Genomic DNA, 21,671 nt, shown 5'->3' on the forward strand with positions numbered 1-21,671 from the left:
CGTGCGTCGCGGAATTGCTTCGCGAAGCTCGTTTTCGGGGGTCCGCGTGTGCGGCGGCACCGCGAGCGGGAGGAGGGTCGGACGTGTGCCTCCGTTGCGCGCTTCGCTGCACCACCGCCCGCCCGTGAGGCTCCCAGGCCCCACCCCTCCCGCGCGGCGCGTCGGTGCCGCGCCACTGTTTCCGGGAACGCCGATTCGACGGCCGGACACGTTCCGCGCCTTCCCCGCGCTCTCCCTTCCCCGCGGGTGCCGTTCTCCGTTCGGCGGAAGGGACGCCGGAGCGGTGGGCGGACCACGGCCGCGTCCCGCCCGCGCGGGGGCCGGTGTGGCCGTCCCCACCCCGGCTGGAGCGGGGGGCGTACCGGGACGGGTCCGGCGGCGGCTACGGTGCTGTTGGGCACAGGACGAGCGCCGCGCCGCTCCGTGTGGCCCTTTTCTTTGTCGGTAGCTTCTTGCGGCCCCGCTCCGGGGCATCCTCCGGGAGGAACTGGTGAACAGCGGCAACCCCCCTGCACGGGACATGCGCCTGATCGTGACCGGAGGAGGAACAGGCGGGCACACCTATCCGGCCCTCACCGCCGTCCGCGCGCTGCGTGACCGGCTGGCGGCGGCCGGGGTCGCCCTGAGCGTGCTGTGGGTGGGCACGGCGGACAGCCTGGAGTCCCGGGTCGCCGCCGCCAACGGCATCCCCTTCGAGTCGGTCGCGACCGGCAAGATCCGGCGCTCGAAGAACCCCCTCAAACTCGCCTCCCGGGCCAACATCAAGGACATGAGCAACGTCCCCCGGGGCGTCGCGCAGGCCCGCGCGCTGGTCTCGGACTTCGCCCCCGACGTGGTGCTGGCCACCGGCGGCTACGTGGCCGTGCCCGTGGGCCTGGCCGCGAAGATGTGCCGCCGTCCCCTCGTGGTGCACGAGCAGACGGTCCGGCTGGGCCTGGCCAACAAGGTCCTCGCCCGTGTCGCGGCCCGTGTGGCGGTGTCCTCCCCGTCCACGACCGAGCTGCTCCCCGACTCCGCGCGCGACAGCGCGGTCATCACCGGCAACCCGGTGCGCCCCGAGGTGCTGACCGGGCAGGCCGACCGGGCGCCCAAGGCGCTCGGGTTCACCGGCTACGACTCCTCGCTGCCCACCGTCTACGTCACGGGCGGGGCGCAGGGCGCCGTGCAGATCAACGGCATGATCCGCGACATCCTGCCCTGGCTGCTCGCGCGCGCCAACGTCGTGCACCAGTGCGGACCGGCGAACCTGGAGGAGGCGCGCCGCAGCGCCGCCCAGCTCCCGCCCGGCCTCGCCGAGCGGTACCACCTGACGGACTTCGTCGGCCCCGAACTCCCCGACGTGCTGGCGCTGGCCGACGTGGTGGTCTCCCGCAGCGGCGCGGGGACGATCGCTGAGCTGACCGCGCTGGGCAAGGCCGCCGTGTTCGTTCCGCTGGCCTCGTCGGCGGGGGACGAGCAGCGCCACAACGCCCGCCACCTCCAGGAGTCGGGCGCGGCGGTGGCCCTGCTGGACCAGGTCAACGCCCAGGGGCTCCAGGCGGCGGTGGAACCGCTGCTGGCCGACCCGCGGCGGCGCGCGCAGATCGCGGAGCGGGCCCGCGAGCACGGGCGTCCCGACGCCGCCGACCGGTTGGTGGACGTCCTGCTGGCCGCTGCCCGGGGTTAGCGGGCGCGGAGGGCATCGCCGGGTCGGCGTGCGCCGGGCTCCGGTCCCGTCGCGGCCCGGACGCGGGTCGCGGCAACTGAGTCCCCGGCGGGCGCGGTGAACCGCTCCGTTCAGATCCAGCCGTGTTCGGCGGCGATGTGCGCGGCCTCGTGCCGGTTGGCGGCGTCGAGCTTGGCGACGGCGGCCGCGAGGTAGTTGCGCACCGTCCCCCGCGAGAGCGAGACGCGCCGGGCGATCTCCTCCACGGGTGCGCCGTCGCGGGCCAGGGCCAGCACGTCGGCCTCGCGCGGGCTGAGCGGGGAGTCGCCCGCGCTGATCGCCTCGGCCGCGAGTTCGGGATCGACGTAGCGGCCTCCGGCCGCGACCTTGCGCACGACCTCGGCGAAGGTGCGCGAGGACACGGTCTTGGGCAGGAAGCCGCTCACACCCGCCGCGAGCGCCGACTTCAGGTAGCCGGGGCGGCCGTGGGAGGTGACGATGACGCACCGGCATCCGGGCAGCTCGGTGGCGAGCCTGCGGGCGATCTCGATGCCGTCGGGGCCGGGCAGTTGCAGGTCGAGCAGGGCCACGTCCGGGCGGAGTTTGAGGGCCATGGCCAGCGCCTCGTCGCCGGAGGCCGCCTGGGCGACGACCTCGAAGTCCTCCTCCAGGTCGAGCAGTCCGGCGACGGCGTCGCGGATGAGGTGTTCGTCGTCGGCGACGAGGATGCGTGTCATCTGGGGGCGTCCTTCGGAAGCGGGAGCACGGCGTCGAGCAGGAACCAGTCTCCGTCACGGCGCGCCGTGACGTGCCCGCCGAGCGCGTGCAGGCGCTCGGACATCGCGCGCAGCCCGGTGCCCTCGCCGTCCCGCGCGGACCGCGGGGGACCGGCTCCGTCGTTGGCGACGGTCAGGTGCACCTCCCCGTCCTCGTTCGCGGTCGCGAGGGTGACCTGGGTGGCCGAGGCGTGGCGCAGCAGGTTGGTGACGCCCTCGCGCACGACCCACGCCAGGGGCTCCGCGCACCGCTCGGGGACGGGATCCCCGGTCACCGTGCAGCGGATACCGGCGGACCTGAGCAGAGAACGGGCGCCCGAGACCTCGTCCTCCCAGGTCGTGCGCAGCTCGCCGCGCACGACGCGGCGGACCTCGGTGCCCGCCTCCTCGGCCAGTCCGCGGATCGCGGAGATCTCCGTCGCGGCCCGTTCGCCGTGGCCGCGCTGGACGAGTTCGGAGGCCAGCGAGCTCTTGACCGCGATCGCGGCCAGGGTGCGGCCGAACACGTCGTGCAGGTCGCGGGAGATGCGCAGGCGTTCGTTGGCCAGGGCGAGCGCGGCGCGGTCCTCGTGGGCCGCCTGGAGTTCGAGCAGCACCCGCAGCATCCACGCGCTGGACCAGCACAACCACAGGACGGCGCTGATCATCAGCGCCCCGACCAGCAGGACCACGACGTCCGCGAATCCCACGAGCGCGGTGTTCAGCACCAGCGCCGCCGCGTGGAGCAGCAGCGCCCGGCGGGCGTGGAGGGCCGGTGCGAGGCTCGCGGCCGCCGAGGCGATCGCCGCCGCGACCGTCATGTCCATCGCGGGAAGGGGAAGCATCAGGGCCACGGCGACGAACGCCGCCAGGACCAGGGCCCACCCGACGACGGCGGTGACGGGGAACCCCCGCGCGCGTCCGACGACGGTGTCGATGCTCCACTTGGTGACGAGGACGTTCCCGCCGACCAGGAGCAGGCACAGCACGGCCGCCGCGACCAGCGCGGTCAGGGGCGCTCCGGTGAGCCGGTCGGCCTCCACCGCGCTCCGGAGGAGTGTTCCGACCGGAGTCGCGACGGCCAGGTAGGTGGACCAGCGCACGTAGGTCTCGAACCTGCGCGCGCCGACCAGCGGCGGATTGCTCATGGACGTGATTCTCCCGTCATACCTGCGCCGGTCACGGGCCGGAGGGGGTCAGGGCCGGTCCCGTCCCGCGCGTGCGCCACCACACCACCGCCGCGACGGCCGCGACGGCGACGCAGAGCACGGCCAGGGCAGCGGACCCGGTACCCGCCGAACGGTCGAGCGCGGGGTTCGGATCGGCGTGCAGAACCGTGAGGACCAGGGCGGCGAGTGTGTTGTGCAGAGCGTGGACGACGACCGCGATCTCGATGCCGCCGGTGCGCCAGGTGACGACGGCCAGGCTGACGGAGAGCGTGAGGCACCAGAGGTTGAACCACGGATCGGTCGAGAGGTGGACGGCGGTGAACGCCAGACCGGAGACGAGGACGCCGAGGAACAGCGCCGTACGCGGGCCGCGCCCCCAGCTTCCGGCGACGCGGAACACGAGCCCGCGGAAACCGTACTCCTCACCCGCCGCCTGGAGGGGCGTCAACAGGAGGTTGACGGCGAGGACCGTGAGGAGTGTGGCGGTGGACCAGTGGACCTCGCGCAGGGGCATGACGGCGGGGCCGATGAACGAGAGGAACAGCCAGAGGGGGCCGATGAACAGGAGCGCCCGGCCGAGCAGGTCGAAGCGAAGACTCGACAGCACCGAGTGCAGCGAAGGGCCGCGCACCCCGTAGAGCCACCGTTGGAGCAGCATGCTCCACGGGATGAGCAGGGCGATCGACACCAGGTTCGCGGCGAGGAAGAGCGGTGTGTAGTCGGTGCCGCCGAAGGTCGGGTTGGTCCTGCCCATCAGGCTGTCGGCGAAGGCGGCGGCCACGGCCAGAACGATGTTGGAGGCGAACAGCCCGGCCACCAGGAGCGCGATCGCGAGGACTCCCCGGCCGATCCGGCGCCTGTCCCCGGCGAGTACCCGGTGGTACTCCACGCCCGGCGGGAGGGGACACGGGCCGCGGCGGCGCGGGTGCGGCGCGGCCGGGCCGGAGGGTGTGCGCGCGGGCGCCTGCGCCCTCCCCGCACCCGAGGGTGCGGGGAGGGGGGCCTCCGTCTGCGGAAGGGGAGCCCGGGGAGCGCGGCCGTCGTTGCTGTGCATGGTTCGACGCTAGTACGGAGTGTGATCGCCGCAGGGTGCCGCGGGTCACGAGTTCCCTCCGCGTTCCGCACGGGCCGGGCATGACAGATGTCATGCGCCGACGGGGCCCGCCCGGTCCGGGCGCGCACCGGTCGTATGTCGGCGGGGGCGTCTAGCATCGGCCCCATGACCACTCTGTCCCAGCTGCGCAAGGCCGCGCTCGCCCTCCCGGAGGTCGAGGAGGGCACCCGCTCCGGCACGGTCGCGTTCTCGGTGCGCGGCAGGGTCTTCGCCTCGGTGAGCGGGGACGGCCGGGTGCTGCTCCGCCTCCCGGACGCCGAGACCGAGGCCGCGGTGGCCGCGCACCCGACCGGGGAGCGGTGGGTGCGGGCGGGCAGGCCCGTCGGCTTCGGCGTGCCCTTGGCCGACGTGAACGGCCAGGACCTCAACGCCCTGGTCCGGCGGGCCTGGCTGTCCCGTGCGCCCCAGCGGTTGGCGGCGTCGGCCGAGGCAGCCGCGTCCGCGGTCCCGGGTGAGGTGGGGGACCTGCCCAGGGCCATCGGCGCACCGGCGACCCGGGCGCTCGCGGGGGCCGGACTGACCACCCTGGAACAGGTCGCCGCGCTCACCGGGGCCGAGCTGGGCGCGCTGCACGGGGTCGGGCCCAAGGCGGTGCGGATACTGCGCGAGGCCCTGGCCGAACGCGGGCTGTCCCCGCGCTGAGCGGGCCGGATGCCGGTCGGCGCCGGACAGGAGGGCGCGGGCCCCGGCACGGCCGGTGTTTCGGCGGGCCGGGGCGGGCGGTGTTTCGGCGGGCCGGGGCGGGCGGTGTTTCGGCGGGCCGGGGCGGGCGGTCCGCGTTCCCGCGCGAGCCGGGCGCTGTGAGGCGTTCGCCGGTCCTGGCCGACCCTGGCCCCGCGGGACCGGGGGCGGCGGATGCCGGTCGGCGCGCCCTCTGACGTGGTGGGGCGCTTCGGCGGGCCGGACCGCCTAAGGGTCAGGCCGCTCCGCCGGACCGGTCCGGCAGCCCGGCGGCGCGTCGCAGGCGCGCGAACTCCCCGATGAGCGGCCCCAGCTGCCAGTGCGCGTTGCGGCCGCTGGGGTTGGGCAGCAGCCACACCCGGGCGCCGCCGATCTCCGCGTCCTGGGGACCCACTGCCGCGCGGCGTTCGGCGAAGGCCTCCCGGTAGGCCGTCACGCCCAGGACGGCCAGCCACCGGGGCCGCCACCGCAGGACCTTCTCCCGCAGCCTGCGCCCGCCCTCCACGTACTCCTCCCGGTCCAGCTCGTCCGCCTGGGCCGTGGCCCGCTCGACGACGTTGGTGATGCCCAGGCCCAGGGACAGCAGTTCGTCCTCCTCATCCGGCCTGAGCTGGCGCGGGGTGAAGCCGGACCCGTGCAGGGAGGGCCAGAAGCGCGTACCCGGCTTGGCGAAGTGGTGCCCGACCGCGCCCGAGGTCAGGCCGGGGTTGATCCCGCAGAAGAGCACGCTCAGGTCCTCGGCGATCACGTCCGGGACCAGCCTGTTCCGGGCCGCCTCCAACTCCGCCTTGCTCGGGCCGGGCCTGCGCGGTGCGGAGCGTGCGCGCGCACGCGCGGCCCCGGCCTTCGCTCCCTCCTTCGCCGCGCCCTCGGCTCGTCCACTCGCGGAATCCATGTGCCACCCTTCCGTGTGCGCTGTCGGTGACGCGGGCGACCGCGTCGCTGTCGCGGTCACCTGCCCGGGACCACTGTGCCCCAAGCACCGGAAGGGGTGAGCGCCCTCCCCGGGAACGGTGCTAGGTGTACTGACCTGAGAGGTTAGGAACGCGGGAGGCGGGAGGGCCGCTGATCGCGGTGTGGAACCGGTGGTGATTGTAGTGATGCAACCACCCGGGGAACGCCTCCCGCCTTTCGCTCTCGGATTGGTAGGGGCGGGCGTAGGCCCATTCGTCGGCCAGGGTGCGATGGAAGCGCTCCACCTTGCCGTTGGTCTGGGGCCGGTAGGGGCGGGTGCGTTTGTGCTTGATGCCCTGGCCATAGAGCAGGCCGCGCCACAGGTGGGACGTATAGCAGGCCCCGTTGTCGGTTAGCACCCGCTCCACCACGACCCCCGCTGAGACGAAGTAGGCGTGCGCTCGCTCCCAGAACCCGGTGGCGGTCTCCTTTTTCTCATCGGCCAGGATCTCGGTGTAGGCCAGGCGGGAGTAGTCGTCGATGGCGGTGTGCAGGTAGCCGTAGCCCAGCTTGGGGTTGCCGTGGTTGTTGCGCGGGGCGTGCGCGGTGGTGGTGCGATTGCGGCGGCCTTGAGCGCGTCCCTGGGTACGGTGTCCGCCCCCGGCGGGGATGTTGCCGAGCTTTTTGATGTCCACATGCACGAGCTCGCCCGGTCGAGCGCGCTCGTAGCGGCGTACTACCCGGTGAGTGGCCCGGTCCAGGTGGGACAGTCGGGGCATGCGGTAGCGGGTCAGGATCCGGTGCACGGTCGAGGGATGCATGCCCAGGTGGCCGCCGATGCGGGCCGGGCCCCATCGGCGGGTGCAGCGGAGTTTGATCACGCGGCGTTCGCGGCGGGCGGGGGTGCGCTGGGGTGAGCGGTGCGGGCGACTGGAGGCGTCGTCCATCCCGGCCTGGCCTTGGGTGCGGTAGCGGTCGGCCCAGCGTTTGGCGGTGGTGGTACTGGTCTGGAAGCGTTCGGCGGCACGCCTGAGCGGCCAGTCGTCTTCGACCACGCAGCGGGCCAACGCCAGGCGCCCTGCGGGTGTGAGTGTGGCGTTGGCGTGGGTAGTGTGGGGCATCGAGGGCCTTCCGGTTCGGTGGTAGATGTCGCAATCCACACCGATACCGGAGGCCCTCTTTGTGTGTGTCAGGCGGGGTGGGTGTTACCAACCTCCGTGGTCAGTACAGCTAGGCCTCCACCGCGGGCAGCAGGCGCAGCACCAGCGGGGCCGATCTCGGCTCGGGCAGTTCGGCGCCGTCCAGGACGACCAGACCGGCCCCGGGCGGCACGGGAGCCTCCGCCCCCTCCCCGGGAGGGACCCGGCGGAACCGGAACTCGGGTTCGCCGACCTCCTCGCGCATCGCCGCCTCGTCCTCGGGGCCGGGCTGCCGCGCGGTCGAGCGGCTGGTCCGCCCCACCGCCTCCGAGGAGCCCGGGGCGGCGGCGCCACTCCCTTGCGGCCTGGGCGGCGGCGTCCCGGGCACCAGCCACAGCGTCTCGCCGGGCGTGCACAGCCCGGCGAGCAGGCCGGGCAGGGTGTCGCCGGGGCCGGTGAGCCGCAGCGACGCGCTGCGGCCCTCGACCAGCCGTTCCAGGGCGGCGGCCTGCCCGTCCGAGAGCGCGACCGCCTCCAGCAGTTCCGCCGCCTCCTCCACCGGCGTCGCCGCCGAGGTGCCGCGCCGCAGCGGCCACCGGGGGAAGACCGGCCGGGGCCAGACGTAGGGCAGACCGCCGGGCGTGCCGGGGAACAGCGGCGCGTAGTGCGCCGGGTCCTTGTACACCAGGGCCGAGCGGTGCGACAGGTGCAGCGCGTCGTCGCCCAGCCACGGCGGGAGCATGTCGCGCTCCCACAGCTCCTCCTCCTCGGGGACGCGGTTCCCGGTGAAGGCCAGCAGCGAGGGCAGCACCGAGTCGGCGTACCCGCGGCGGCGCCACTCGCGGCACACCGCCACCCCGTAACCCACCAGCGCGGGCACGAAGCCGCGCCACATCGCCACGGCGGGGTGGCGCTTCCACCCGTACTCGGGCCACACCAGGGCCCGCAGCACCTGCATGGTCTCCACCCGCTGCTTGCCCAGCCTGCGGTCGTCCAGCGCCCGCGCGCACTCGGCGAACCCGGGTTGGGGCAGGAAGGTCTGCATCGTCCCCCCGTCCGGCCCGCGGCGTTCTCGCCGGTCAGGCCTGTCGTGCGGTCCGCTACCCGTCCGCCGCCGGTGCTACCCCTGTCGCCGGTCCGCCCCTCCCCGGGCGGTACCCGACCGGTGTTCTCACCCACCTCTCACCCTCACCCCTGACCACGCGCCCACCAGGGGCTGCGGCCCCGGCTCTCAGGAACCTCTCAGGAAGTTCTCCGCCTCTTCGCAGGGTCGTCGGGTTGTGTCCTTCCCGTCGTCACCACCCTCAGGAAAGGAGGCACCGTGGTACCACCACGCGACCCCGGTCCCGCCGGGAACGCCGGGAACGCCGGGCACGCCGCGAAGGCCGCACCGGCCGGTACCCCGACCGGCACCGCCGCCGGGGACCGGCTGAGGGCGCCGAGCAGGCTCCACGCCTTCAACCGCTACGAACTCAAGTACCTCGTCCCCGCCGACCAGGCCCGGGACGTGCGCGCCGAACTCACCGCGCGCATGCGGGCCGACCGCAATGCCGGGCCCGACGGCTACGGCGTGTGGAGCCTGTACTACGACACCGACCGGCTGCGCTTCTACCATGAGAAGATCGAGGGCCTGAGGTTCCGCCGCAAGCTGCGCGTGCGCCGCTACGGCGAGGTCGGCCCGGCCGCCGAGGACACCCCCGTCTCCGTCGAGATCAAGCAGCGCGTCAACCGCGTCACCCAGAAGCGCCGGGTCATGCTGCCCTACCACCTGGCCCGCGACCTGTGCGACCGGCGCGTGCGCGTGGAGCACCCCGGCGCCGACCAGGCCTTCGTGGACGAGGTCCTCGACCTCGTCCACCGCCTGGACCTGCGCCCGACCGCGATGACCGGGTACCGGCGCGAACCCTACGTCGGCACCGGCTCCGACCTGGGACTGCGCGTGACCCTGGACCACCGTGTGCGCGGGCGCGACCGGGACTTCGACCTGCGCGCCGAGGCCGAGAGCCGCTACATCATCAGCCCGCACCTGGCGGTCATGGAGGTCAAGGCCAACGAGCGCGCCCCCTACTGGGTCACCGACATGGCCGCCCGCTTCGGCCTCCAGGTGCAGCGCGTCTCCAAGTACTGCCAGAGCGTGGAGGCCCACGGCATGGCCCCGCGTTCGGTCTTCCACCTGCCCGAGGAGGACGTCGTGGCCGAGGCGCGTCCGCTCGGTTCCGTGGTCGAAGCGCCTCCGCCCGTCCCCACGGCCGGGGGCGCGTCCTCCGGCCCCCGTTCCTGAACCCCGGTTCCCACCCGCTTCGTAAAGGCACACCCGCACCATGAACCTCGATTTCGGCGTCACCGACCTGTCCGGCACGTTCAGCGTCATGGACGTGGTCCTGTCCCTGACCCTGGCGTTCGTCACCAGCCTCGTGGTGGCCTGGACCTACCGCGCCACCCACCGCAACATCAGCTACTCGCAGAGCTACGTCCACACGCTGATCATCCTGGGCATGCTCATCGCCCTGATCATGCTGGTGGTGGGCTCCAACATCGCCCGCGCCTTCGCCCTGGTCGGCGCGCTGTCGGTGGTGCGCTTCCGCAACGCCATCAAGGAGACCCGCGACGTCGGGTTCATCTTCCTGGTGATGGGCGTGGGCATGGCCTGCGGCACGCGCTTCTACACCCTGGCGGTCATCGCCACCGTGGTCATCTGCGCGGTCGTGCTGCTCATGCACCGCTTCAACTGGTTCGCCCTCAACGTGCAGCGCCAGGTGGTCAAGGTCCAGGTCCCCGCGGACGGCGACGACTACGGACCCGTGATCGACGACGTGCTCATCCGCTTCACCGACGAGTACGAACTGATCAGCACCGAGACCGTGCGCGGCGGTTCCCTGCTGGAGACGGCCTACACCGCACGGCTGAAGAAGGGCGTCAAGCCCGGCGACGTCGTCCAGCGCCTGCGGGAGATCAACGCGGGGCAGAAGGCGACCGTCCTGACCGGCTACGACCAGACGGACCTGTGACATGCGCGGACTCGATGATGAGGAGGGCGGCGGCGACACCGCTGCCCGCGACACCGCCGCCGGGCGGCGCCAGCGCGGGCCCGCGCGCCTGCGGCACCGCCTCCCGGTGCGCCTGCGCCAGCACTGGAGGAGCACCGCCGTCGTGTGCGCCGCGCTGCTCGCCCTGGTCCTGGTCTTCGGCGAGGCGCGGGTGCGCCCCTACGTCACCTCCGAGTTGGTCTCGCGGGACGCCGTCACCCAGAACATCGAGGGCGAGGGCGACCTGTTCGACGGCGGGGAGCACACGATCGAGGTGAGCTTCGACCAGACCGAGTACGCCGACATGATGAGCACCTTCCGCGAGGAGGGCGAGAAGGAGTACATCCGGGCCGACGTCACCATCGACGGCACCACCGTCGAGGACGTCGGACTCCGCCTCAAGGGCAACTCGACCCTGATGAGCCTGCGCGGCGACTCCGGGGCAGGGGCGGCGCCCGGCCAAGGGGGCCGGCAGCGGGAGGAGACCGGTACGGACACCGGCACCGGGGACGCCGGCGGGGTCGCTGACGGGACGACCGGCGCGGCGGCCGACACCAGGGGTGAACAGGGGACCGGCCCGGGCGGCGGGGGAGCGGCCGGGCCGGGCTCGGTCACCCTGTCCGAGGACGAGCCGGAGAACCTCCCCTGGTTGATCAGCTTCGAGGAGTTCGTCTCCGGCCGGGCCTACCAGGGGCACACCGAGATCGCCCTGCGCCCGGCGACGGCGACCTCCGACACCGCGCTCAACGAGGCCCTGGCCCTGGAGCTGACGGCGGCGGCCGGGCAGACCACGCAGGACTACACGTTCATCTCGTTCGCGGTCAACGGCGGTGAGGGGGTGCCGCGCCTGCTGCTGGACGCGCCCGACGCCGCCTGGGCCGACGGGTACGGGGACGGCGTGCTCTACAAGGGCCGCGCCGGGGGCTCCTTCGACTACCTGGGCGGGGACGCCACCGACTACGAGGAGGCCTTCAACCAGATCAACGGCGAGGGCGCCCACGACCTCCAGCCGGTGATGGACCTGCTGCGGTTCGTGGCCGAGTCCGACGACGAGGAGTTCGCCCGCGAGCTGGACGAGCACCTGGACACCGAGTCCTTCGCCCGCTACCTCGCGCTGCAGAGCCTGATGTCCAACAGCGACGGCATGGACGGCCCGGGCAACAACTACTACCTGTGGTACGACACCGCCCAGGAGCGGTTCACCGTCCTGTCCTGGGATCTGAACCTGTCCTTCGGCGGTATGGGTGGCATGGGCGGCGGTGTGGGAGCGATGCCGGAGGGGGCGCAGTTCCCCGGCGGGGGCACACCCCCCGGTGGGACGTGGCCGCCCGAGGGCATGGAGGCGCCCGGGGGAATGCCCGCGCCAGGAGAAGGGGAGGCGGTCGGGGGCGGCATGTCCATGGGCGGCAGTGGGGCGCTCAAGGAGCGCTTCCTCGCCGACGAGGGCTTCCACCGCCTCTACGAGGAGGCCTACGCCGACCTCTACCAGGACCTCGTCGGGAGCGGCACCGCCGCCGAACTCCTGGAGTCGGCCGTCTCCCGGGCCGGGGCCACTGGCGACACGGGGGCCGACGCCGCGGGCGAGCAGCTCGCCGAGCGGATCGCCGCCGTCTCCCCGGCAATCGAGTGAGGCGGGCCCCGAGGGCCTCCCGCGCGCGAAGACGTCCTTCGGAGCGGCTCCAAGACGGTGTGGGAGGTTCCCGTCTCCCGAAACCTCCCGCCAGGACCCGGACCGGTCCTTCCCGGGCGCCGACCGTGTCCCCGGGGGCTCCCCCCCCGGGGTCACGTCTGATCACTGTTCAGGAACGGTCAGACCCCGAACGCGGCGGGGTAGCCGATGGTGCCGGTCGGGACGGGGTGGTCACCGTTCAGGACCATGGCCATCATTGCCTCGTCGGGAACCTCGAAGGGCGCCCGGATACCGAAGCGGGAGGCCGGGGTGAAGCCGAACCGCGGGTAGTAGTCGGCATGGCCCAGGACGAGGACGAGGTTCTCTCCCATGGCCCGGGCGGCGCTCAGGGCCGCGCGGATCGCGGCCGAACCGGCCCCGGTGCGCTGGGCGGAGGGCGCCACCGCGCACGGGGCCAGGGCGAGGGCGGGTTCGCCGTCGACGTGGCAGCGGCTGAGCAGCGCGTACCCGACCGGAGTGCCCCCAGAGGTCGTGGCGACCATCGACAGGCCCTCGACCCACGCCCCGGGATCGGCGCGCAGGGCGTCGACGATGTCGGCCTCGGCTCCGGTGGGGAAGGCCGCCAGGAGGATGTCGCGGATGGCGGGGATGTCGTCGGCGGTCTCGGTGCGGGTGGTCCAGGTGGTCATCTGTTTGTTGGGCGTGTTCTCCCCGTCCTTCAGGGCGGGGAGAACACGCCCTCTCCCTTCTCGTGACTTTCTGTCGGATTCGCCTCACGCGACCGCACAGCGGTCGCTACGGTGTGTGCCATGACCAACAAGAGCGTGAAGCGGGCGTTTCGGTACCGCTTCTACCCGAGTGATGCGCAGGCGGCTGAGCTGTCGCGCACGTTCGGGTGCGTGCGCCTGGTCTACAACCGCGCCCTGGCCGAACGCAGCACCGCCTGGCACCAGCGCCGGGAACGGGTGGGCTACTCCCACACCTCGGCCATGCTGACCGCTTGGAAGAAGACGGACGAGCTGTCCTTCCTCACCGAGGTCTCCTGCGTCCCCCTTCAGCAGACGCTGCGCCACCTGCACACCGCCTTTCGCAACTTCTTCGACCGGCGCGCGAAGTATCCGCGGTTCAAGTCCAAGAAGACGTCGCGTGCCTCGGCGGAGTACACCGCGAGCGCGTTCCGCTACCGCGACGGCCACCTGACCCTGGCCAAGATGACCGAACCCCTGGACATCGTGTGGTCGCGCCCCCTGCCTGAAGGAGCAAGGCCGTCCACGGTGACGGTGTCCCGGGATGCGGCCGGGCGCTGGTTCGTGTCCCTGCTGTGCGAGGACACCGTCGAGTCGGCTCCGGCCGCCAACGACGCGGTGGGTGTGGACATGGGTGTGACGTCGCTGGTGGTGTTGTCCACGGGGGAGAAGGTGGCCAACCCCCGCCACGAACAACGCGACCGCGCCAAGCTGGCCCGCGCCCAGCGGGCGCTGGCCCGCAAGGCCAAGGGCAGCGCGAACCGGGACAAGGCCCGCCGCAAGGTCGCGCGGGTGCACGCCCGCATCACCGACCGCAGGCGCGACTTCCTGCACAAGCTCTCCACTCGACTCGTCCGCGAGAACCAAGTGGTCGTGATCGAGGACCTGACGGTGCGCAACATGGTCAGAAACCGCAGACTCGCCCGGGCGATTTCGGATGCGGCCTGGCGTGAGCTGCGCACGATGTTGGAGTACAAGTGCGCCTGGTACGGACGCGATCTGGTCGTGGTGGACCGGTTCTTTCCCTCCTCCAAGTTGTGTTCGACGCCCGGGTGCGGGTACCTCAATGTGTCGTTGCCGTTGCGTGTACGGGAGTGGACGTGCCCCGGCTGCGGGACCACCCATGATCGGGATGTGAATGCGGCGAACAATCTCGAAGCCGCCGGGCTGGCGGTGTTGGCCTGTGGAGCTGGTGTGAGACCTCAACGGGAGTCCTCCCGGACGGGGCGACCGGCGGTGAAGCAGGAAGGCCACGGGGCGACCCGTGACGAGGCGTTGGCCTCGAACCACCGGTAGGTGGTTCCGGATTCTCCTGCCTTCAGGCAGGAGAGGAAGTCAAGGTTCCGTTCTCGGTGTCGTCGTGGGGGCGGAGCAGGCGGGCGGGCCGCCTCGGCAGCGGGACTGCCCGGGAACGCCTGTGTCACCGGGTCGTCGTCGGTGCCCCGGCGGGTGCCGTCGGTGTCCCTCACCGCTGGCGATCCCGGAACCGGTAGGTGGCGCGCAGGTGCCGGGTGATGTCCTTCCTGGCGGCCTCGCGGTCGGCGCGCAGCCTCGCGTCGGTGCGGGAGGCGGCGTAGGCGTTCTCCCGGAGCAGCTGGTGGTAGCTGTCCAACCTGCGGCGGGGGATCTCTCCCCCCTCGACGGCGGCCAGCACCGCGCAGCCCGGTTCGCTCGTGTGGGAGCAGTCGGTGAACCGGCACTCCTGTGCGAGGTGCTCGATCTCGGCGAAGGTCTGTTCCAGGCCGCCCCGGGAGTCGTGCAGGCCGATCGCCCGCAGGCCGGGGGTATCCAGCAGCACGCCTCCGCCGGGCAGCGGGAGCAGCTCCCGCCGGGAAGTGGTGTGCCGTCCCCTGCCGTCCGCCTCCCGGACGGCGCCGGTGGCCAGCAGGTCCTGGCCCAGCAGCCGGTTGCCCAGGGTGGACTTGCCCGCCCCGGAGGGGCCGAGCAGCACGACGGTGCCGTTGAGGGCGGCGGCCAGGACGTCCAGGCCCTGCCCCGTCTCGGCACTGGTGACCAGCACGTCCACACCGGCGGCCACCTGTGACACCTGTTCCTGCGCCGAGGGCAGGTCCGCGCACGCGTCGGCCTTGGTCAGGACCACGACCGGCTGGGCGCCGCTCTCCCACGCCAGGGCGAGCATGCGTTCGGTGCGGCCGTGCTTGAGCGGTGCGGCCAGGGAGACCGTCACCACGACGGTGTCGACGTTGGCGGCCAGGAGCTGGCCGTGCGAGGTCCGTGAGGCCGAGGCGCGCACCAGGGTGGTGCGTCGCTCCAGGACCTCGTGCAGGAGCGGTGCGGCGCCGGTGAGGGGGCGCAGCGCCGCCCAGTCGCCGGTGCACGGCGCCGTCAGCGGATCGCTCCGGTCCGCGGCGCCGGGGACGTCCGCGCGGACGGTTCCGGTGTCGGTGACAACTTCGCACGAGCCGCGGTCCGCCCGGACGACGCGGGCCGGGATCAGCCCGTCGGCGCGACGGGGGGTGAAGGCGCGTTCGCGCGCCCGGTCCCAGCCGTAGTCCGTCAGGGAGTACGGCTGAGCATGACGCGAAAGGGATTGAGACAACGTAGAGACCCTAGAAAAGGGGCCCCGATGAGCACGGAGCACTGCCTCCTGTGAGCCGTCAGGGCTCGGACAGGGGGTCAGCGTCAGGTCAGACCGGGGCCCGGGACGTGAGGATGGTCCGACGGGCGCCGCGCAGGGCAGCGGCCTTCACCGCAGACATCAACTCACCTCCCACTTCTGGTCCCGCAGCCGACCGGGTTGTCTCTGCGCCGACGATGGTAGCACGGAGGCGGGAAGCCCTCGGCCCCGTCGACGAGGCGGTGGGGTTCGGGCGCTTCGGTCAGACCGGTGAGCATGCCGGTCAGCGGCCCGCCGATCCCCTCCCGGACGGCCATGCGCCGTCCGGCGGGCCGGTCGGCCCGGGTCCGGGGCAGCGGCAGGAGACGGCGGGGAAGCCCGACGCCCGTGCGCACGACGGGGCCGCCCTCGTTCCACGCGGTCAGCTCGAACGGGCGGGAGGTGTCGATGACGAGACCATCCCGTCGGCCGGGCCTTGGACGAGCGGTGCCACGGGGTCAGCCCAGCGGCAGCACCACGGTGAAGACGCAGCCCCCTCCCGGCGGCGACTCGACGGTGACGTAGCCGTCGTGGGCGGCCACGAAGGCCGCGCTGATGGCCAGGCCCAGCCCCGCCCCGGCCCGCTCGCGGGGCCCGTCCGCCCGGTAGAACCGGTCGAACACCCGGGGCAGCTCCCCGGCGGGGATGCCGGGCCCCTCGTCGCGTACCGCTATGACCGCCACCTCCGCCACCCCCGGCGGTAGCGCGCCCGCGCGGGCCGGTCCCGGAGGCGGCGGATCCTGGGTCCGGCTCACCGACACCCGCACCGGCGTGCCCTCGGGCGTGTGGGTCAGGGCGTTGCCGACGAGGTTCTCCAGCACCTGGCGGATCCGGTCGCCGTCGCCCACCGCCCGCACGGGTCCCTCGGCCTCCAGCGCCACGGGCGTGCGCGGGGCCCGGGCCCGGGCGCTGAGCACCACCCGCTCCGCGATGGCGACCAGTTCCATGTCGGAGTGCTCCAGCCGCGGCGCCTCGTCCAGGCGTGAGAGCGTCAGCAGGTCGTCCACCATGCCCCCCATCCGCCCGGCCTCGTCCTCGATCCGCGACATCCACCGGTCCGCCCGGGCGTCCTCGGCGACCAGCCCCCGACCCCTGCCCTGCCGGTACAGCTCGGCGAACCCCCGGATCGAGGACAGCGGCGTGCGCAGCTCGTGGGAGGCGTCCGCGACGAAGCGCCGCGTCGTCTCGACCGCGCGGTCCCGCTCGCCCAGGGCCCGGGTCAGCTCACCGAGCATCGTGTTGAGGGAGGCGCCCAGCCGACCCGTCTCGGTGGCCGGGTCCTGGGGCGGGATCCGCCGGTCCAGGTCGCCCCCGGCGATGGCCCGCGCCGTGGACTCGATCTCCCGCAGCGGCCGCAGCTGGAACCGCACGATCGCCGCGGTACCGAACCCCACGGCCGCCAGCACCACCAGCCCCGTCACGGCCTCGATGAGCACGAGCCGGTCGAGCGTGCCCTCGATCCCGTCCAGGGACTGGGCGGTCATGAAGACGCCGCCGTCATCCCGGGCCGTGGTCAGCACCCGCCAGTCGCCCTCGCCCCCGGTTCCGGGCAGCGTGAACGGCTCCCCGGACCGCGCCCGCAACTCCTCGGCCGGTACCGCCGACACGTCCGGCAGGCCGTCGTCGGAGCCGGTCTGCCCCACGCTGTCCACCACGTCGCCGTCGGCGCCGATCACCAGCGTGCGCAGGTCGGTGGGCAGCGGAGGCGGCTGCGCCCCGACGGGCGGCTCCACCCGCTCGGCCGCGTGCCGGGGCGCGGGCAGGGTCCGCAGCCGGTGGTCGACCTCCTCGGTCAGCGAACGCTGGAGCAGCAGGGTGGCGACCGCGCCGAAGGCGACCAGGCACACGGCGGTCAGGCACAGCACCGCCAGGGGGATCCGGCCGCCCAGGCCCCGTGGCCGGTGGAGCCCACGGCGGCCGCTCACCCGTTCCCCCCGGCCGCCAGGCGCAGGCTGTAGCCCACGCCCCGCACGGTGTGGATCAGGGCGGGGCGGCCCGCGTCGACCTTGCGGCGCAGGTAGCTGACGTAGGTCTCCACGACGCGGATGTCGTCGCTCTCCCCGCCCCACACCCGGTCCAGGATCTGCGCCTTGCTGACGACCTTGCCCGCGTTGAGCAGGAGGTAGCGCAGGAGCGCGAACTCGGTGGGCGAGAGCCGCACAGGCGCGCCCGCGCGGCGCACCTGGTGCCCCTCCTCGTCCAGTTCCAGGTCGGCGTAGCGCAGGGGCTCGGTGCCCTCGGAACCGCGGCGGCCCGATCTGCGCAGGATCGCGTTCAGCCGCAGCACGACCTCCTCCAGGCTGAAGGGCTTGGTGACGTAGTCGTCGGCGCCGGCCCGCAGGCCCGCCACCCGGTCCTGGACCGTGTCGCGCGCGGTCAGGAACAGCACCGGCAGGCCTGGCACGACCCCGCGCAGGTCACCGGCCAGATCCAGGCCGCTGCGGCCGGGCAGGGTCACGTCCAGGACGGCGATGTCGGGGGTGAACCCGTCCAGCGCGGCCAGGGCGGCCTCCGCGTCGGGCGCGCCGCGCGTGGCGAAGCCGCTCAGCTCCAGGGAGGCGGTGAGCAGTTCGAGGATGTTGGGCTCGTCCTCGACGATGAGGGCCCGGGCCGACGGAGCGGCGGTGCCGGAGGGCGCGTGGGGCATGCGGGAGTCCTGAAGGTTCGTGGTGCGTACGAACACGAAAGGTTACGGGCCGCGGGCAAGAGTTCGGTGAGAACCCTCCGGCATCAGGGGACACCGCCGTGTCGGTCTCCGGGAACGGTTGACGCACGGCGACGCGCGGTATACCGCTGGTAGGCGTTCGGGACCGGGAGGGTTGGTCGTATGGGTGGTGTCCACGGGTTTTCCGCAGGTCGGGTCCGCGCAACCCGGCCGGGGGATGCGCCTGAGTCCACGGCCGGACCCGCGCCGCACGCACTCACCCGGACCCGCCGACCCCGGGCGGGCGCCGCGTGATCGTCGTCGGCCTGTCCTCGGGGACCTCGGCCGACGGCATCGACGTCGCCGCCGCCCGCTTCGCCCTGGACGGGGACCTCGTCCTCCTGACCCCGCTGGGGCACCGCACCGAGCCCTACCCGGGCGACCTGCGGGAGGAGATCCGCGCCGCGCTCCCCCCGGCCCGCACGACCATGGAGGCCGTCTGCCGGCTCGACACCCGCATCGGCCGGGCGTTCGCCGACGCGGCGCTGCGCGCGGTCGGCGAACTCGCCGGGGGACGGGCCGACCTGGTGGCCTCGCACGGCCAGACCCTGTTCCACTGGGCCGATCAACGGGCCGACGGCGCCACGGTCCACGGCACCCTCCAACTGGGCCAGCCCGCCTGGATCGCCGAGGCCACCGGCCTGCCCGTGGTCTCGGACCTGCGCACGGCCGACGTGGCGGCGGGCGGGCAGGGCGCGCCGCTGGCCAGCCTGCTCGACGCCCTCCTGCTCGGGGCGCGCCCCGAACCCACCGCCGCCCTCAACCTCGGCGGCATCGCCAACGTCACCGTCCTGCGGGCAGGGGAGGCGCCGCTGGCCTTCGACACCGGCCCCGGCAACGCTCTGCTCGACGCCGCCGCGCGCCGGGTGAGCGGCGGACGCGCCGACTTCGACGCCGACGGGGCCCTGGCCCGCTCCGGCCGCCCCGACCCCGCCCTGCTCAAGCACCTGCTCGCCGAGCCCTACTACCGCCTGCCCCCGCCCAGGACCACCGGGCTGGAGCTGTTCGGCCCCGGCTACCTCGACGCGGCGCTGCGCGCCACCGGCACGCCCGACGACGGGGACCTGATGGCCACCCTGGTCGAACTCACCGCCGCCACCGTCGCCGACGCGCTGCGCCCCCACGGCGTGGTCGAGGTGCTCGCCTCGGGCGGCGGCACCCGCAACCCGGTCCTCATGGAACGCCTCGCCGACCGGCTCCGACCGGCGAGGCTGGCCGCGTTCGACGCCCTGGGGCTGGACAGCGACGCCAAGGAGGCCTACCTGTTCGCGCTGATCGGCTTCCTCACCTGGCACGGGCTCCCCGGATCCGTGCCCTCCTGCACCGGAGCCCGCCGCGCGCCGGTGGCCGGACGCCTCACGCCGGGCGCCTCACCGCTCCGGCTCCCCGAACCCGCGGCCACCGTCCCCGCGCGCCTGCGCGTCGGGGCACGGGACCGGCGGGCCCCCGACCCCCACCCCCCGGAGTAGCGCAGTGCAGACAATCGACCTCGTGGTCATCGCGGTGTACCTGCTGGGATCGGCCTGGCTCGGCCTCAGGCTCTCCGGCCGACAGCGCGATATCAAGGACTACTTCATCGGCAACCGGCAGCTGCCCTGGTGGGCGGTGTGCCTGTCGGTGGTGGCTACCGAGACCAGCGCCCTGACCGTGATCAGCATCCCCGGCGTGGCCTACCTGGGCAACGTCACCTTCCTCCAGGTGGCGGTCGGCTACCTGATCGGGCGGGTGGTCGTGGCCTTCGTGCTGCTGCCCCGCTACTACCGGGGCGAGATGACCACGGCCTACGCCTACCTCGGCATCCGCTTCGGCCGGGGCATGCAGGGCACGGCCTCGGTCGCGTTCCTGTTCACGCGGCTGCTCGCGGACGGGGTGCGGCTGTTCGCGGCGGCCATCCCCGTCAAGATCATCCTGGGCTCCTACGGGGTGGACCTGTCCTACTTCGCGATCATCGCCCTGCTGGGCGCGGTCACGGTCCTGTACACCTTCGTCGGCGGCATCCGGGCCGTGGTCTGGGTGGACGTCCTCCAGATGGCGGTGTACGCGGTCGGCGGCGTCGCCGCCCTGGCGGTCATCGCGGGCAGCCTCGACGCGGACTTCCTGGCGGTGGCCGCCGACGCGGGCAAGACCCAGTTCCTCGACTTCACCTCGAACCCGGTCTCGGCCCCCTACGCGACGGTCACCGCGGTCCTGGGCGGCGCCCTGCTCTCCACCGCCTCCCACGGCGCCGACCAGATCATCGTGCAGCGGCTGCTGGGCTGCCGCAGCCTGCGCGACGCCCAGAAGGCGGTGATCGGCAGCGCCGTCGTGGTGTTCTTCCAGTTCGCCCTGTTCCTGGCCGTGGGCCTGGCGCTGTACGCCTACTACGAGGGCGCCTCGGTGGAGGAGCTGGGCCTGGCCAACTCCGACGAGCTCTTCCCGACGTTCATCGTGGAGGGGCTGCCGGCCGGCCTGTCGGGCCTGCTGCTGGCGGGGATCCTGGCCGCGGCGATGAGCACCCTGTCGTCCTCGCTGTCGGCGCTGTCCTCCTCCACCATGGCCGACCTGTACGAGCGGTTCAGCAGGCGCACGCTCACCGACGCCCAGGGCCTGCGGCTGGGCAGGCTGTTCACCCTGGGCTGGGGGCTGGTCTTCATCGGGGCGGCGGCGATGTTCACCGGCACCGACAACCCGGTCGTGGAGCTGGGCCTGTCCGTGGCCAGCCTGACCTACGGCGGCCTGCTGGGCGCGTTCTTCCTGGGGCTGTGGGTGCGCCGGGCCCGCCAGCTCGACGCGATCGTCTCCTTCGCGGTCGCGGTGGCCACCATGGTCTGGCTGTTCCTCTTCCAGCCCGACCTGGTCGGCTTCACCTGGTACACCGCCATCGGCACGACCATCGTGCTGGGCCTGGGCTACCTGCTGTCGCTGCGCCACCGCGACGCCGCGCCCCGGCCGGAGGAGATGCCGGGGGAGCCCTCCGACACCGGAACCGGGGAGCCCTCCGACACCGGAACCGGGGAGGGCTCCGGCGCCGCGACCGGCCGGGCGCCCCGCGCGGAGGGCGAGCCCACCCCGGCGGACGAGGGGGAGCGGCCCTGACCCCCGGTCCGGCCCCGGCCCGCGCCGAGGCTCCGCCGCACCGGCGGACGGTGTGCCCGCCTTCGCACCCGTAGCGGGGGCCGGCCCGGAACACGCACCCGTCGGGCCCCGTCCCCCGTGGCGCGGGCGGGTCAGGAGACGCTTTCGACGATCCACGAGACCAGCGCGTCGTGGCCGTGCCCGCTGACGTGGTCGTGCAACCCGTCCTCGGCGACCGCGGCACCGCACAGCGGGCACCCCGGGGGCTCCTCGACGGGGGTCTCCTCCACGGGCGCGTCCCGATCGGCCGGATCGACGCCCTGGCCGCGCAGGTCGGCGTAGACGGTGTCGCGGGTCACGCCGTAGGCGTCGGCCAGCCTGGTGACGTTGCGGTGGCCGCGCCGCCAGCTCTGGGCCACGGACTCGGCGCGCACCCGGGCGGCGAAGCGCCGGATGTCCAGGGGGCTGCGGGGGGCGTCGTCGGGTTGTGCCATGCG

The 21,671-nt window shown here is 73.5% G+C and carries 20 protein-coding genes; 8 read left to right on the forward strand and 12 right to left on the reverse strand.

Going from position 1 to position 21,671, the window contains the following annotated elements; translation table 11 throughout:
- Nucleotides 1-520: 520 nt before the first annotated feature.
- A complete protein-coding gene (locus UIS43_RS02725) occupies nt 521-1,666 on the forward strand; it encodes a UDP-N-acetylglucosamine--N-acetylmuramyl-(pentapeptide) pyrophosphoryl-undecaprenol N-acetylglucosamine transferase (RefSeq protein WP_019607543.1) in 1,146 nt (381 codons plus the stop codon).
- Nucleotides 1,667-1,776: 110 nt separating this feature from the next.
- On the opposite strand, the gene UIS43_RS02730 is transcribed toward UIS43_RS02725, so the two are convergent.
- From UIS43_RS02730 to UIS43_RS02740, 3 genes are read right to left on the reverse strand one after another with little or no spacing between them, the layout of a single operon-like run.
- Nucleotides 1,777-2,382, reverse strand: coding sequence for a DNA-binding response regulator (locus UIS43_RS02730; RefSeq protein WP_013152843.1), 606 nt, complete (start codon nt 2,380-2,382; stop codon nt 1,777-1,779).
- A complete protein-coding gene (locus UIS43_RS02735; protein ID WP_013152844.1) occupies nt 2,379-3,548 on the reverse strand; it encodes a sensor histidine kinase in 1,170 nt (389 codons plus the stop codon). Before UIS43_RS02735 ends, UIS43_RS02730 begins: the two co-directional genes overlap by 4 nt.
- Before the next feature lie 31 nt (nt 3,549-3,579).
- Nucleotides 3,580-4,623, reverse strand: coding sequence for a type II CAAX prenyl endopeptidase Rce1 family protein (locus UIS43_RS02740; RefSeq protein WP_013152845.1), 1,044 nt, complete (start codon nt 4,621-4,623; stop codon nt 3,580-3,582).
- Nucleotides 4,624-4,788: 165 nt separating this feature from the next.
- On the opposite strand from UIS43_RS02740, the gene UIS43_RS02745 reads away from it, so the two are divergent.
- Nucleotides 4,789-5,325, forward strand: coding sequence for a hypothetical protein (locus UIS43_RS02745; RefSeq protein WP_041552611.1), 537 nt, complete (start codon nt 4,789-4,791; stop codon nt 5,323-5,325).
- A 274-nt stretch (nt 5,326-5,599) separates the two neighbouring features.
- Here UIS43_RS02745 and mug read toward each other — a convergent pair whose 3' ends face one another.
- The 3 genes from mug to UIS43_RS02760 all read right to left on the reverse strand — a co-directional run bounded on the left by mug (nt 5,600) and on the right by UIS43_RS02760 (nt 8,442).
- Complete coding sequence (gene mug, locus UIS43_RS02750) at nt 5,600-6,145, reverse strand: G/U mismatch-specific DNA glycosylase (protein WP_013152847.1); 546 nt, start codon at nt 6,143-6,145, stop codon at nt 5,600-5,602.
- A 235-nt stretch (nt 6,146-6,380) separates the two neighbouring features.
- Entirely contained in the window at nt 6,381-7,379 is a 999-nt protein-coding gene (locus UIS43_RS02755; protein WP_013152155.1) for an IS481 family transposase, read from the reverse strand.
- A gap of 109 nt (nt 7,380-7,488) precedes the next feature.
- Nucleotides 7,489-8,442, reverse strand: coding sequence for an MSMEG_6728 family protein (locus UIS43_RS02760; protein WP_013152849.1), 954 nt, complete (start codon nt 8,440-8,442; stop codon nt 7,489-7,491).
- A 276-nt stretch (nt 8,443-8,718) separates the two neighbouring features.
- On the opposite strand from UIS43_RS02760, the gene UIS43_RS02765 reads away from it, so the two are divergent.
- The 3 genes from UIS43_RS02765 to UIS43_RS02775 are packed head-to-tail and all read left to right on the forward strand — an operon-like array spanning nt 8,719 to nt 12,053.
- The gene (locus UIS43_RS02765) at nt 8,719-9,678 is read left to right on the forward strand and encodes a polyphosphate polymerase domain-containing protein (RefSeq protein WP_013152850.1); all 960 of its coding nucleotides are present in this window, start codon (nt 8,719-8,721) and stop codon (nt 9,676-9,678) included.
- A gap of 40 nt (nt 9,679-9,718) precedes the next feature.
- A complete protein-coding gene (locus UIS43_RS02770) occupies nt 9,719-10,405 on the forward strand; it encodes a DUF4956 domain-containing protein (RefSeq protein ID WP_013152851.1) in 687 nt (228 codons plus the stop codon).
- A gap of 1 nt (nt 10,406) precedes the next feature.
- Entirely contained in the window at nt 10,407-12,053 is a 1,647-nt protein-coding gene (locus tag UIS43_RS02775; protein WP_370012355.1) for a CotH kinase family protein, read from the forward strand.
- Nucleotides 12,054-12,232: 179 nt separating this feature from the next.
- On the opposite strand, the gene UIS43_RS02780 is transcribed toward UIS43_RS02775, so the two are convergent.
- On the reverse strand, nt 12,233-12,742 hold the full coding sequence (locus UIS43_RS02780) for a GNAT family N-acetyltransferase (protein WP_013152853.1): 510 nt from the start codon (nt 12,740-12,742) through the stop codon (nt 12,233-12,235).
- A 120-nt stretch (nt 12,743-12,862) separates the two neighbouring features.
- On the opposite strand from UIS43_RS02780, the gene UIS43_RS02785 reads away from it, so the two are divergent.
- The gene (locus tag UIS43_RS02785) at nt 12,863-14,095 is read left to right on the forward strand and encodes an RNA-guided endonuclease InsQ/TnpB family protein (RefSeq protein WP_370012356.1); all 1,233 of its coding nucleotides are present in this window, start codon (nt 12,863-12,865) and stop codon (nt 14,093-14,095) included.
- Between the two features lie 169 nt (nt 14,096-14,264).
- Here the strand turns inward: UIS43_RS02785 and rsgA are convergent, their stop codons facing one another.
- From rsgA to UIS43_RS02805, 4 genes are all read right to left on the reverse strand, one after another.
- Nucleotides 14,265-15,359, reverse strand: coding sequence for a ribosome small subunit-dependent GTPase A (rsgA, locus tag UIS43_RS02790; RefSeq protein WP_013152855.1), 1,095 nt, complete (start codon nt 15,357-15,359; stop codon nt 14,265-14,267).
- A gap of 164 nt (nt 15,360-15,523) precedes the next feature.
- A complete protein-coding gene (locus UIS43_RS02795; protein ID WP_013152856.1) occupies nt 15,524-15,772 on the reverse strand; it encodes a hypothetical protein in 249 nt (82 codons plus the stop codon).
- A gap of 102 nt (nt 15,773-15,874) precedes the next feature.
- Nucleotides 15,875-17,341 (reverse strand): cell wall metabolism sensor histidine kinase WalK, encoded by a 1,467-nt coding sequence (locus UIS43_RS02800; RefSeq protein ID WP_013152857.1) that lies wholly within the window; start codon nt 17,339-17,341, stop codon nt 15,875-15,877.
- Nucleotides 17,338-18,063 (reverse strand): response regulator transcription factor, encoded by a 726-nt coding sequence (locus UIS43_RS02805; protein ID WP_370012357.1) that lies wholly within the window; start codon nt 18,061-18,063, stop codon nt 17,338-17,340. The genes UIS43_RS02800 and UIS43_RS02805 overlap by 4 nt, the downstream gene beginning before the upstream one ends.
- A 308-nt stretch (nt 18,064-18,371) precedes the next feature.
- Here UIS43_RS02805 and UIS43_RS02810 point away from each other — a divergent pair, with 308 nt between their 5' ends.
- A complete protein-coding gene (locus tag UIS43_RS02810; protein WP_013152859.1) occupies nt 18,372-19,589 on the forward strand; it encodes an anhydro-N-acetylmuramic acid kinase in 1,218 nt (405 codons plus the stop codon).
- 4 nt (nt 19,590-19,593) lie between these two features.
- Nucleotides 19,594-21,195 (forward strand): sodium:solute symporter, encoded by a 1,602-nt coding sequence (locus UIS43_RS02815; RefSeq protein WP_358453528.1) that lies wholly within the window; start codon nt 19,594-19,596, stop codon nt 21,193-21,195.
- Between the two features lie 131 nt (nt 21,196-21,326).
- Here UIS43_RS02815 and UIS43_RS02820 read toward each other — a convergent pair whose 3' ends face one another.
- Nucleotides 21,327-21,668: a hypothetical protein gene (locus UIS43_RS02820; protein ID WP_013152861.1), complete on the reverse strand. Its 342-nt coding sequence runs from the start codon at nt 21,666-21,668 to the stop codon at nt 21,327-21,329.
- Nucleotides 21,669-21,671: the final 3 nt, after the last annotated feature.

The organism is Nocardiopsis sp. LDBS0036, assembly GCF_041228755.1.
GTDB lineage: Bacteria > Actinomycetota > Actinomycetes > Streptosporangiales > Streptosporangiaceae > Nocardiopsis > Nocardiopsis dassonvillei.